Source organism: Avibacterium sp. 20-132 (assembly GCF_023611925.1).
GTDB lineage: Bacteria > Pseudomonadota > Gammaproteobacteria > Enterobacterales > Pasteurellaceae > Avibacterium.
Window position 1 is genome coordinate 2452795 of sequence record NZ_CP091456.1, and the last position, 13033, is coordinate 2465827.

A 13033-nucleotide genomic window follows, 5' to 3' on the forward strand; every position below is an offset into this window, starting at 1 on the left:
CCCTCACCTACTTAAGGAAAAATAATGAGTGATTTAACACCACATAGCCGTCATGAAAACTTAGATAAAATAAATAAAATTGTGGCTATTGGCGGAGGACACGGACTTGGACGCGTAATGTCTGCCTTGAGTTTTATGAAAGAACGTCTTACTGGTATCGTTACCACTACAGATAATGGCAGTTCGACAGGAAGAATTCGGCGACAGCAAGGCGGGATTGCTTGGGGTGATCTGCGTAATTGTTTAAATCAAATTATCACAGAACCTAGCACTGCTTCGGCATTATTTGAATATCGCTTTTCAGGAAGTGGGGAATTAGCAGGTCATAATCTCGGCAACTTAATGCTTAAAGCGTTAGAAAATATGCATATTCGCCCAACTGAAGGGGTGAATTTAATCCGCGATCTCTTACATGTAAAATCATTCATTATCCCAATGTCTGAAACCCCTGTACACCTCGCTGCTTCGCTTCCCTCTGGCTCAAGCGTAGTTGGTGAAGTCGAAATTGATGATTTAACTGAAATCCCCAATTCTATTTTTCTTGTTCCCCTTGTCAGTGCGACGCCCGAAGCGATACAAGCCATTCAACAGGCTGAAATTATTTTATTTGGACCGGGGAGTTTTCTCACTAGCATAATGCCACCGATTTTATTACCTGAAATCATCGATGCATTGAGAAACAGTCAAGCTAAGAAAATTTTCATTGATAATCTTGGAGTTGAGCATAGTCCTTCTGCGGCATTGTCGTTACAAGATCGGATAAATTGGATTAACGAAACGGTAGGAAAAAATATTATTGATGGCGCAATTGTTCAAAATGGCTTAGAACCAGTACAGAAAAATGAAGGTTTAACCCTTATTGCGAGACGATTACGCGCAGATGATATAACCTACCGCCACGATCGCACATTATTATGCAAAGCCATTGATGATTTAATTGAAGAACTAATAAGATAAGTCCTCGTACTTAAAAATAGGACGAAATTCTTTCGCCCTATTTTTTCCTAAAATTATTTATTAATTAAACTCAAAAATTCTTTCCTTGTTTCTCGGTCATCAAGGAATACGCCACCAAATGCAGAGGTAACGGTATAACTATTGGTATCTTTAATACCTCGACATTTCACGCAAAAATGAGTGGCTTTAACATACACTGCCACATCTTCTGTTTCTAAAATGGTTTGGAAAGCCAGTAAGATTTGTTCAGTTAAACGTTCTTGTACTTGTGGGCGCTGGGCAAAAAACGCCACAACACGATTAATTTTTGATAACCCAATTACCCATTTTTTCGGATAGTACGCAACGGACACCATTCCATCAATGGTGACAAAATGATGTTCACAAGTGCTAGTTAGCGTAACGTCATTCACCAACACCATTTCGCTCACTTTCATTCGATTTTCAATATTAGTGATTTTCGGGAAATTGGCGTAATCCAAGCCACTAAAAATTTCATCAATGAACATTTTGGCTAAACGAATGGGGGTTTCCTCAAGGCTATCATCACGCAAATCCAGACCAATCAATTTCATTACCTCACGCATATGTTGCTCAATGCCTTCTCGACGTTGAGATTTTGTAAGTTGTGTGGTAATCATCGGGGTTTCTATCCCTTTGCTCACTAATGCCTGACGAACTTTTTCTGCCTCAGGTGAAATTTTATTCATTGACTACTCTCCAAATTTTAAATTGGGCTATTCTATCAAAGTCTAAAACAATAATAAAATGAGAATAATAGTTAATTTATATGAAAAAAATGAGTAGAATGAGAAAATATTTAAGCAGACAAAAGGACAATTTATGCTTAGCCTTGAACAAGCGCTAACACAGATGTTAGAGCAACTTCCTTTACCACAACAATGTGAAACGCTCCCCTTATCGCAAGCGAGCCAACGTATTTGTGCGGACAATATTATCTCTCCAATTAACGTGCCTTCTTTTGATAACTCTGCAATGGATGGTTATGCGGTACGTCTTGCGGATCTTGCACAATCACATACGTTAAACGTTGCAGGCAAAGCCTTTGCGGGTAACCCTTTTAATGGTGAGTGGTTGCCACAAAGTGCAATACGAATTATGACAGGCGCAATGATCCCAGCGGGTACCGATGCCGTGGTCATGCAAGAAAATGTGCAACTTAATGAAGACGGCACGGTAACCTTCAATGAAATCCCCAAATTAGGGCAAAATATTCGCCGTGCTGGTGAAGATGTGAAAAAAGGCGATGTGGTACTAAAAACAGGCGAAAAACTCACCGCACTTTCCTTACCCTTACTTGCGTCTTTAGGTATTGCTGAAGTGCCTGTATTTGCGCGTTTAAAAGTCGCTATTCTTTCTACGGGTGATGAATTAGTGCCAGTAGGTGAACCATTAAGTGAAGGTAAAATTTACGATACCAACCGCTTTACGGTGAAATTATTGCTCGAAAAATTGCCTTGTGAAATTTTAGATTTCGGCATTTTGCCTGATGATGAAGCATTATTTGAAAAAGCCTTTTTACAAGCACAAGAGCAAGCAGATTTAGTCATTACCAGCGGTGGGGTTTCTGTCGGTGAAGCAGATTTCACAAAAAATATTTTAGAAAAACTTGGCAAGGTTAATTTCTGGAAAATCGCAATGAAACCCGGCAAACCTTTTGCATTCGGTAAACTCGAAAAAGCGTGGTTTTGTGGCTTACCAGGAAATCCCGTTTCGGCATTAGTTACGTTTTATCAGTTAGTACAGCCTGCTATCGCAAAACTCAGTGGATATAGCCAATGGCAAGCGCCACAACAACTCAAGGCGATAGCCAGTGAAAATCTGAAAAAGGGCATCGGTCGCAAAGACTTTCAACGCGGTTTTTATTGGCTCAATGAACAAGGACAACTTGAAGTCAAAGCCGTTGGTTTTCAAGGTTCTCATCTCTTTAGTGCGTTTATTGAAAGCAACTGTTTTATTGTATTAGAAGCAGAACGAGGCAATGTTCAAGCCGGTGAAATGGTTACCATTGAACCCTTTAATGAATTGTTGGGCTAATTATGATCGAACTCACTGCGGAAGAAGAACTGCGTTACAATCGCCAAATTGTACTGAAATCCATTGATTTTGATGGTCAAGAAACATTAAAAGATAGCACAATGCTTGTTATGGGCTTGGGAGGCTTGGGCTGTGCTGCAAGCCAATATTTAACTGTAGCGGGCGTTGGCAAATTAATTTTAGTGGATTTTGATCGCGTCTCTTTGTCTAACTTACAACGCCAAGTGCTACACGATGATAGCCGTCTTGCAATGCCCAAAGTGGAATCCGCTAAGCTCAGTTTACAACGCTTAAATCCACACGTGCATCTTGAAGCAATCAATCAACAATTAACGGATGAGGCGCTCCTTGCGTTATTACAAAATGTCGATGTGGTGCTAGATTGTACCGATAACGTAGAAACACGGAATCAGCTAGATCGTTGTTGTGAGCAAAGCAAAACGCCGCTTATTTCGGGGGCAGCAATCCGTATGGAAGGACAAATTTCCGTTTTCACCTATGAAGAAAACACGCCGACTTATCGCCAACTCAGCCAACTTTTTGGCAATGCGCCGCTAAGTTGTGTGGAAACCGGCGTGCTTGCTCCGATGGTGGGGATTATTGGCTCAATGCAAGCTCTTGAAGCAATCAAAGTGCGGTTGAAAATTGGCGAGAATTTATGTGGACGATTATTGCTAATTGATGGCTTTACGATGAAAGTGAGGGAAATTAAGCTTCCCGTTTTGCATAAATAAGTGAAATATCGCGGCATTCATTGCCGTGTATTTTTTCTCTCCTTTTTTCTCCCCGTTTTCTCTCTACTTTTATTTCTCCACTTAACTTATTTGCTTGCCATTTTTACCTATTCCTCAAGATGAACGTGCTAAAATTAATACACGCGTGAAAAGCTGTTTAAACAAACGAGGAATGGATTCCACACCGCGTTGCTTAATCTCATCAGATAACGCCACGGCAAGATCGGGCTTTGATGTGCGTTGTATGGCACGTTGAATGATACGATGAACCAAATATTTCTGTGAACTTTCCTGCCAATGCGCTAATCGAATAAACACTCGCTCAAACCCTGCATAATAGAAAAAATGTTCAATATCTTGTTTCGGTAAATAAGTCAGTCGCATTGCGGGTGATTCATTCTCATTCAAGAGACTTTTCGTGGTTGCTGAATATTTTTTACCGGCCTCATCCCCATCGGTTAGCACATACCATTCAATTCCCATCGCTTTGGCATAATGAATCAAAGCACGCAATCCACACTGCGCAAATTCTACGATCCTGATGCCTTCCATCGCAAGATCAATACCAAGTAGATCAGCCAATTCTGTTAAAATCCAAACTTCCGTTTCTCCCTCCACTAACAGCCACATTCGCGAAAATAATGCGAGACTACGGTTATGGCGAATATGAAAGCTTAAACGGCGTAATTCCTCTTTATTTAATTGATGTGAGAGCTGAAAAGCTTGTGTGCGTTCACTGCCTCTCACTAAACGGCAAATCGCCTGCAAAGGGATTTGTGAGAGCAATTCCACAGAATTTGTAGTGGTAATACGTTGAATGGGTAAATAACTGACTAATTCCCATATAATCGCCACCATTCTAGGATGCAAACGGGCGTCTGGATCTTCAAATAAAATAATTGGCCGTAAGCGGTGAAGATCGCGTAATTCATTAGCAGAAACAAATAATTGGCTTAATTGTTGAAATAAAATATGGCGTAATGAATGGTGCTGTTTTTCGCGCAATTTCAGGCAAAGCGATTTCACATCATTCCAAAGTGCGGTGGTATCTTGCATTAATTCTGCTGACATAACGCGATTGAGAAAATAATGTTGCAGTAAGCACAACGTGGATTGAATTTCGCGATTAAGCTTAGGGTCACCCAACCAAGGTGATGCCGAGAAAGATTGAGCATCAGAGGGGGAATTACGTCTTGCATCACGAAAACGATAAACAGGATGCTGTGCAATTAATGCCATTGCCATTTGTTCTGGGTTTTCTACGCTAAGTATTTTCCCTTCCCCATCTAAAAAATGGTAGGTGGTGATAATCTCTGAGCCTCGCATTTCCCCCATAATCTGAAAATAAATTTTGGCATAAGGTTCATCATCAAAAACGGCAAGTTGAGGATAAGGAAAATGCGCTAAGGATTTTGCTTCACGGTGAAGGCTAAAGGTAAATAATAGGGTGATTTCTTTCACCGTAGAGGCATTTTTTTCGTCTTGATAAAAATCCGTTGATTGGAATTGATAAAGGCGTTGCTCGTTATTAAAAATGACACTTAACGCCGCCAATAAACTGGATTTCCCCCAAGCATTTTCACCAATCAACACCATATTCGGTTGTAAAGTAAGTGAAAGGCGGTTTATGCCACGAAATCCCACCAAATCTAATTGACGCAAATACATCATTGCTCCTTTGTATTTTTATCTCACTTGCGTAAAATAGCATAATAATTTCATCATTTTAAGGAAAAAACTGTGTTTGAAGGATTACTTATCGTCCTCGCACCAATGTGTTTAGGCTATTTTTTTAAGACAAAAAACACCGCACTTTTACAACGTATAAACCAAATAGTAATGCTTCTGCTTTATGTCATTTTGTTCATTATGGGCGTATCTTTAGGGCATTTAGACGATCTTGCCAACACGTTACCGTTAATTGGCATTTCTGCCTTCAGCTTTGCTTTAATCATTCAAAGTTGCAATATTATTGGCTTAATGCTCTATGACAAACTTTACCCATTGCCACTTAAACGTTTGGGCAAAGATTTACCTTCCCGTGGGCGATTATTATTGGATAGTGCCAAACTTTGCTCAATGGTATTAATTGGTTTTATGGTGGGGATTTTGACCAAAGAATGGCTTGCCTTTCCTTTTAGTACAAGTACTTATGCTTTGGTTCTGTTGATCTTTTTTGTCGGCATTCAACTGCGTAATAATGGTATTGCGTTACGTGAGGTGATCTTCAATAAGCGTGGTATTTATACGGGGATTGTTTTTATTATCACTTCCTTGCTAGGCGGTATCATTTCCGCTTATGTCCTTGATTTACCGATGACGCAAGGTTTAGCCATTGCATCTGGGTTTGGCTGGTATTCCCTTTCTAGCGTTGTGATCAATGATGCTTGGGGGCCGGTATTTGGCAGTATCGCATTTTTTAATGATCTCTCACGGGAAATTCTGAGTTTATTTATTATTCCCTTCTTTATGTTTAAGTATCGCTCTACCGCAGTCGGAATGGCTGGTGCAACCGCATTAGATTGCACCTTGCCCATTATTCAACGTTCTGGCGGCATTGAAGTTGTCCCACTGGCGATTAGCTTCGGCTTTGTAACGAATATCGTGCCGCCAATTTTATTAGTATTTTTTTCCAGCATTCCACTTGCTTAATTATTCACTTTCAGCCTGTATCTTCTATATAGGCTGAAAAATCCATTCAATTTCTACCGCACTTTTCTTTTTAATATTTAGCAATAAGAATGATTCTCTCAAATAGAATAATTATTATTAAAATTTCCTTTTAAAATGAATAACTTATAAATATTTTTAGTTGCAAAAAAGAAAAAACTGGTTAAACTATGCCCAGTCTAGTTAATCATTAAGGAAAGGAGTGGCTATGTTACAAGACGCGATTATTAAGAAATTAAACGAACAAATTAATTTGGAATTTTATTCTTCCAATGTGTATTTACAAATGAGCGCTTGGTGCTCAGCAAATGGCTATGAAGGCGCAGCAGCCTTTTTACTACGCCACGCAGATGAAGAAATGATGCATATGCAAAAATTATTCACCTATGTAAATGAAACAACCGGTATGCCATTATTAGGCAAAATTGAAGCACCAAAAAATGATTACAAATCATTAAAAGAAGTCTTTGAGATCACGCTTGAACACGAAAAATTTGTTACCACAAAAATCAATGAACTGGTAGAAGTTACCTTTGAGCATAAAGACTACTCTACTTTCAATTTCTTACAATGGTACGTGGCAGAACAACACGAAGAAGAAAAATTATTCAGTAGCATTATTGATAAATTTAATTTGGTTGGTGAAGATGGACGCTCGCTTTACTACATCGACCGCGATTTAGCTACATTAGAATAATCAGAATAAAAGGAGAAAAAAATGTTATCAAACAACGTGATTAAATTATTAAACGATCAAATGAATTTGGAATTTTATTCCTCAAACTTATATTTACAAATGAGCGCTTGGTGCGAACAACAAGGTTTTGACGGTGCAGCGCAATTTTTGTCTGCTCACGCAGCGGAAGAAATGCAACATATGCGTAAGTTATTCACTTATTTAACTGAAACAGGGGCATTGCCAATCATCAGTGAAATTGATGCACCACCGCACGAATTTAGTTCATTAAAACAAGTGATTGAAACCACTTACCAACATGAAAAATTAATTACCAGTAAAATCAATGAATTAGTTGGAAAAACCTTTGAAGAAAAAGACTTCTCTGCATTCAATTTCTTACAATGGTATGTGGCAGAACAACACGAAGAAGAAAAATTATTCAGTGGTATTTTAGATAAACTGAATCTTCTCGGCGATGACGGCAAAGGCCTGTTCCTTGTGGATAAAGACCTTGCTAAACTTGCAGTTAATCACGCTTAGTTATCAGCATAAAGCCAGTTATTCGCTGGCTTTTTCTTTGTCCAAAATTTGCTGATTTTCCACCGCACTTTGGATTTGTTGATAATGGCAAGTTCGGTAGAAAAAGGCGGAAAGAAGTATGCAAAGCATTAAAATAATTTGAATTAAACGTTTTTTTGTCAGCTTTTCAGTGGCCATTAGGATTTCCTTAACAATTATTTAACTATTTAAAACTTCTTAATTTTACCATTTAGTGGTATTATTTCTTGCGTTAGATCAATTTTATATGATTTTTTCTGCTTTACCGAGTTATTTGAGGATTAAATGAAGATTTTAGCTAATGACAGTAAAATTGGGCGTCGTGTTCAATCCGGCGGCTGTGCCATTCACTGCCAAGATTGTAGTATCAGCCAACTCTGTATTCCTTTCACATTAAATGAACACGAACTAGACCAGCTTGATAACATTATCGAACGCAAAAAACCGATCCAAAAATCTCAAGTCTTATTTAAAGCAGGCGATTCCCTTCATTCTCTCTATGCAATTCGTTCTGGCACGATTAAATCTTATACGATTAGTGAAACAGGTGAGGAACAAATTACCTCTTTCCATTTGCCCGGTGATCTCGTCGGCTTTGATGCAATTACGAATATGCAACATCCAAGTTTTGCACAGGCTTTAGAAACCGCAATGGTCTGCGAGATCCCTTTTGATATTTTAGATGACTTATCAGGCAAAATGCCCAAATTACGCCAACAAATTATGCGTTTAATGAGTAATGAAATTAAAAGTGATCAAGAAATGATTCTCTTACTGTCTAAAATGAATGCCGAAGAACGCTTGGCGGCGTTTATTCATAACCTTTCTCGTCGTTACTCGGCTCGTGGTTTCTCTGCACGAGAGTTCCGTTTAACGATGACGCGTGGCGATATTGGCAATTATTTAGGTTTAACCGTTGAAACCATTAGCCGTTTGCTAGGACGTTTCCAAAAGTCAGGAATGCTCTCGGTTCAAGGAAAATATATCACCATAAATAATATGGCAGAGTTATCACAATTAGCAGGAGTAACCAAAACGCGTATTCAAATGGTCAGCTAATTGGCTTTTCACTCAACTAGTGCAACAATATGTTGCACTAGATCACGTTTTTTTCCACACTAACTTGTTATTCTTGCCAATCTTTTCTATGCTATAAGCCAATTAACCATCATTTGGAGGTTGTTATGAAATTTAAAAATATCTTGGTTGTGTTAAATCCTGAAAATGAAAAGCAATATGCCCTTGCTCGCGCGGTGCGTTTAGTCAAAGAACAAAAAAGTGAAAATAGAGTAAACATTACCACGTTTATGACGGTTTATGATTTATCTTACGAAATGTCCGCGCTGCTTTCTTCAGAAGAACGTGAAAATATGCACCAAGGTGTTATTGAACAACGCCAAAAAGTCATTAAGCCTTATTTAGAAAAATACGCCGATCCAAATATTGAGTTTTATTCAAAGGTTGTTTGGCATAGTAATGAAGCGGAAGCCATTGCGGAAGAAGTGGAAAAAAATCACTACGATCTTGTTGTGAAATATACACAGGAAGAAGAAAGCATTACATCACTTATTTTTACCCCGATGGATTGGCAGTTATTACGTAAATGCCCCGCACCAATAATGATCGTAAAAGACGGCGATTGGAAACATCAACGCCGTATTTTAGTTGCGGTCAATGTGTCTGATGACGAAGAGCATCATAGCTTACTGAATAATGAATTAGTAACACTAGGTATTGATTTAGCCGATAGCTTAGAACGCGGAAATGTACACCTTGTTACCGCTTATCCACCAACACCAATCAATATGGCAATCGATTTACCTGAATTTAGCGCGGCTGATTACAGTAATAGTATTCGCGGACAATACTTGCTCAATATGAAAGCCCTACGCCAACATTTCAATATTGATGAAGATCACACCCACGTTAGAGAAGGTTTCCCAGAAGATATTATCCCTGAAGTGGCGAAAGAATTAGGGGCGGAAATGGTGGTGCTAGGCACAATCGGTAGAACCGGGCTTTCTGCGGCTTTTCTTGGAAACACCGCAGAACACGTTATCAGCAAATTAAATTGTAATTTATTGGCAATTAAACCGAATGACAAATAGCCCCAAATGAGCATATAAAAAAGCTGGCCTCAATATTGAGATCAGCTTTTTTTCATTTCAACAGCTAAAACAGTGGATTATTTTGCATAAAGCGGTGCTGGACCAATAGGCCCACCCTGCGTTGAATTTTCTTGCTGTTTTACTAATTTTCCTGACGAAGAAATTTCTACACGACGATTTTCTCGTAAGCAGTCTTTTAATGCTTGACCCGTTACGTTATCACAAGCTTTCACTTGATATGCTTTTCCATAACCAATTGCTTCAATATGCGCTGTTACTCCCTGCTGAATTAACCTAGCTTTAACTCTATCAGCCCGACGTTGTGAAAGCTTTAAGTTATAGGCTACAGAACCCAAGCGGTCAGTATGACCAGAAACTTTAACATCTTTAGCTTGTGCTTCTTTTAGTTGTTTAGCTACATTATCAACAACCTCTATTCCTTTTGGTGAAAGTGTATCCTTGTTAAAGTCAAATAAGAAGTCGCCTTTTAGACTAAAAGATAAACTTCCATTACATCCATTTGGATACCAAAAGAAGCTTTGTGCGTTCATATCCTTATCGAATAAAATTTTATATTGACAGATTTTATGCTCACCATTTTCACGGTAATTAAACACATAATCCCACTCACGAACACCAAATAAACCTTCTGCAAAATGTGGACGATCGATTAAGTTATAAATTTGATCTTTATTCATACCTCTCTCAATCATTCGAACATTGTCCCAATTAGGCCAAGAGCCGTATTGACTACCATCGTGGTTAAATTTAGAATCCTCAATTTTCGGCCAAACTAGGTTATCTGATGTACCTTCATCAGTAACCTTGCTTAAGTTTCCGCATGCTGTTAATGTCGTTGCAGCAACAGCTGAGAATAAAAGATGTGATAATTTCATATTTTTACCTTAACACTGAATAAAATCATTACTTAAAATGAACGGAATGCTCAAATGGCATTTTTGTTCGGCGTTATATAGTAAAGCGAATTGCTAATAAAGTAAATTAACAAAACGCTTTACTAAACGAAATCCAACAAGTTTTTTGTCAAATAATGTAAAGATCGAGTTTTTTGGCGCTTCTTCCTTAGTATAGGGTACGCTCATTACGTTTTAACCACCCCAATAGCACATTATCTGCACTTTCTTCCGCTTGTTTCCCTAATTTCTGTACAAGGGATTTTTTCATTGCGTATTTCACCGAAACGACAAATTTATCTTTAATCGCTCGTAGGATCACATCATCGCTGGTGGCAATTTCATCAACTAAGTTTAATCCTAACGCTTGCTGCCCAAACCAATGCTCTCCAGTGGCTACCTGCTCAATATCAACCTGTGGACGATGCTGTGCAACAAATTGTTTAAATAATTGATGAGTTTCTTCTAATTCTTGCTGGAATTTTTCTTTCCCTTTTTCCGTATTTTCGCCAAGTAAAGTGACTGTACGTTTATATTCTCCCGCAGTCATCACGTCCACATCCACATCGTGTTTTTTCAGTAAACGATGAATATTCGGCACCTGTGCCACCACCCCTACTGAACCAATAATAGCGAAAGGTGCGGCAATAATTTTATCCGCTACGCACGCCATCATATAGCCTCCACTGGCTGCTACTTTATCCACTGCCACGGTTAATTTAATCTGGTGCTGTTTTAAGCGTGCTAACTGGGAAGCCGCAAGCCCATAACCGTGAACCACACCACCGGGGCTTTCCAAACGCAATAATACCTCATCTTCCGGTTTTGCTACGGCGATAATAGCACTCACTTCCTCGCGAAGTGCGGTGGTTTCTGAAGCAGAAATATCCCCTTTAAAGTTCAACACAAATAAATGGGGCTTGCGTTCATTTTCTGGATTTTCACCTTTTTTACGCTTTTCTTTTTCTGCTTTTGCTTTTTGTTTATCCTCTTTTTTACGTGCTTTTTCTACTTGTTTTAACGCTTCTTCAGAAAGATGAAACTCCGCCAAACGCTTGGCATTTTCTTCATATTCTTGCGATAAATCGGTGATGACCAACTCCCCTGCTTGATGAGATTTTTTCTGTTTAAACGCCATAATCATCGCGACAATGCCAGTAATAACCAATAACACCGTAAGAATTTCTAAAATAAATAAGCCATAGCCCATTGCTAATTCTGACCACATAATCTGTCCTTGTTGTTAAATAAAAATCAAAATGCGATCATAAAGCATTTCTGACAAAGTGCAATTTCTCGCTGATTATTTACGATTAAGAAAAAATCTTTTTCCTTTTATCCCATTGTTCTAGCAAAAATTCCCTTTATAATGACCGCACTTTATAATAAGCACAATTTAAGGATTTCTTATGTCGAAAGTTCTTGTTTTAAAATCAAGTATTCTTGGCGATTACTCACAAACGAATCAGCTTGCTGACTACCTTGTTTCAAAATTACCTGCTGGCACCGAAGTGGTTGAGCGTGATTTAGGCGCGAACCCATTGCCACATTTTGATGGTATTGCTGCCAATGCCTTGCGTGGCGAACCAAAAACCGACCAAGATAAAGCATTACTGGCACTTTCAGATGAATTGGTCGCAGAATTAAAAGATGCTGATACCCTTATTATCAATGCACCAATGTACAACTTTAATATTCCAACCCAATTAAAAAGTTACATTGATTTCATTGCCCGCCCACGTGTCACTTTCCAATATACCGAAAATGGCCCTGAAGGCTTAGTAAAAGGGAAAAAAGCCATTGTATTAGCCTCTTTCGGCGGCGTACACCAAGGGCAGGTCACAGATGTTATCACCCCCTATTTGAAAACATTCCTTGGTTTTATCGGCATTAATGATGTGGAATTTGTTTATGTAGAAGGCGTAGGATCGGGGGCAGAAGTCGCCGCTAAATCGCAAGAACAAGCAAAAGCAAAAGTGGATACATTAATTTAATGTCTTTTAAAGAAAAAAGAGCAGGCTTTCCTAGCTCTTTTTCTTTTAGCACCAATCCAATCAAGGCTAATATTGATTGAATACATTAATAACAAGCGATAACTGCATTATGCATTCTCGAATTACCTCTCTCATCTAATAGCTCGTATTATTAATCAGCTGTGATATAGAAATCACCAAAAATTTACACCGCACTTTATCTTTTATAAAAAGATAAAAATAGTATAAATGAGGGCTAAGTTAAAAATATCTACTCATTTACCTCTTTTTTTGTAATTTCTCAAAAATCATACAATTTTTACGAACAATTTTTTATTTTCTTTGTCTTAAGCAACACAATAAAGATACTTTCAGCAATGAA

The 13033-nt window shown here is 38.5% G+C and carries 14 protein-coding genes; 9 read left to right on the plus strand and 5 right to left on the minus strand.

All coding sequences use genetic code 11. The annotated features are described in order from the left end of the window. Positions 1 to 24: 24 nt before the first annotated feature. Complete coding sequence (locus L4F93_RS11860) at positions 25 to 957, plus strand: gluconeogenesis factor YvcK family protein (RefSeq protein WP_250350426.1); 933 nt, start codon at positions 25 to 27, stop codon at positions 955 to 957. Between the two features lie 53 nt (positions 958 to 1010). Here the strand turns inward: L4F93_RS11860 and folE are convergent, their stop codons facing one another. Then, on the minus strand, positions 1011 to 1667 hold the full coding sequence (folE, locus tag L4F93_RS11865) for a GTP cyclohydrolase I FolE (RefSeq protein WP_250350427.1): 657 nt from the start codon (positions 1665 to 1667) through the stop codon (positions 1011 to 1013). Between the two features lie 133 nt (positions 1668 to 1800). Between folE and moeA the strand changes: the two genes are divergently transcribed. Together moeA and moeB are read left to right on the plus strand one after the other, a co-directional pair. Continuing rightward, entirely contained in the window at positions 1801 to 3015 is a 1215-nt protein-coding gene (gene moeA, locus L4F93_RS11870; RefSeq protein WP_250350428.1) for a molybdopterin molybdotransferase MoeA, read from the plus strand. A gap of 2 nt (positions 3016 to 3017) precedes the next feature. After that, on the plus strand, positions 3018 to 3749 hold the full coding sequence (gene moeB, locus L4F93_RS11875) for a molybdopterin-synthase adenylyltransferase MoeB (protein WP_250350429.1): 732 nt from the start codon (positions 3018 to 3020) through the stop codon (positions 3747 to 3749). Between the two features lie 114 nt (positions 3750 to 3863). Here moeB and L4F93_RS11880 read toward each other — a convergent pair whose 3' ends face one another. Further along, positions 3864 to 5417 (minus strand): DUF2813 domain-containing protein, encoded by a 1554-nt coding sequence (locus L4F93_RS11880; protein WP_250351702.1) that lies wholly within the window; start codon positions 5415 to 5417, stop codon positions 3864 to 3866. Between the two features lie 72 nt (positions 5418 to 5489). Here L4F93_RS11880 and L4F93_RS11885 point away from each other — a divergent pair, with 72 nt between their 5' ends. The 3 genes from L4F93_RS11885 (at position 5490) to ftnA (L4F93_RS11895) (ending at position 7638) form a co-directional block, all read left to right on the plus strand. After that, complete coding sequence (locus tag L4F93_RS11885; RefSeq protein WP_250350430.1) at positions 5490 to 6401, plus strand: lysine exporter LysO family protein; 912 nt, start codon at positions 5490 to 5492, stop codon at positions 6399 to 6401. A gap of 226 nt (positions 6402 to 6627) precedes the next feature. Then, the gene (ftnA, locus tag L4F93_RS11890) at positions 6628 to 7116 is read left to right on the plus strand and encodes a non-heme ferritin (protein ID WP_250350431.1); all 489 of its coding nucleotides are present in this window, start codon (positions 6628 to 6630) and stop codon (positions 7114 to 7116) included. Between the two features lie 21 nt (positions 7117 to 7137). Beyond that, positions 7138 to 7638, plus strand: a complete 501-nt coding sequence (gene ftnA, locus L4F93_RS11895; RefSeq protein WP_250350432.1) for a non-heme ferritin — start codon at positions 7138 to 7140, stop codon at positions 7636 to 7638. Positions 7639 to 7656: 18 nt separating this feature from the next. On the opposite strand, the gene L4F93_RS11900 is transcribed toward ftnA (L4F93_RS11895), so the two are convergent. Further along, positions 7657 to 7815, minus strand: coding sequence for a hypothetical protein (locus L4F93_RS11900; RefSeq protein ID WP_250350433.1), 159 nt, complete (start codon positions 7813 to 7815; stop codon positions 7657 to 7659). 126 nt (positions 7816 to 7941) lie between these two features. On the opposite strand from L4F93_RS11900, the gene L4F93_RS11905 reads away from it, so the two are divergent. After that, positions 7942 to 8715, plus strand: a complete 774-nt coding sequence (locus L4F93_RS11905; RefSeq protein WP_250350434.1) for an FNR family transcription factor — start codon at positions 7942 to 7944, stop codon at positions 8713 to 8715. 125 nt (positions 8716 to 8840) lie between these two features. Next, positions 8841 to 9764: a universal stress protein UspE gene (gene uspE, locus L4F93_RS11910; protein ID WP_250350435.1), complete on the plus strand. Its 924-nt coding sequence runs from the start codon at positions 8841 to 8843 to the stop codon at positions 9762 to 9764. 77 nt (positions 9765 to 9841) lie between these two features. Here the strand turns inward: uspE and L4F93_RS11915 are convergent, their stop codons facing one another. Together L4F93_RS11915 and sohB are read right to left on the minus strand one after the other, a co-directional pair. After that, positions 9842 to 10660, minus strand: coding sequence for an OmpA family protein (locus L4F93_RS11915; protein ID WP_250350436.1), 819 nt, complete (start codon positions 10658 to 10660; stop codon positions 9842 to 9844). 187 nt (positions 10661 to 10847) lie between these two features. After that, on the minus strand, positions 10848 to 11906 hold the full coding sequence (gene sohB / locus L4F93_RS11920; RefSeq protein ID WP_250350437.1) for a protease SohB: 1059 nt from the start codon (positions 11904 to 11906) through the stop codon (positions 10848 to 10850). Positions 11907 to 12087: 181 nt separating this feature from the next. Here sohB and L4F93_RS11925 point away from each other — a divergent pair, with 181 nt between their 5' ends. Continuing rightward, positions 12088 to 12672, plus strand: coding sequence for an FMN-dependent NADH-azoreductase (locus L4F93_RS11925; protein WP_250350438.1), 585 nt, complete (start codon positions 12088 to 12090; stop codon positions 12670 to 12672). Positions 12673 to 13033: the final 361 nt, after the last annotated feature.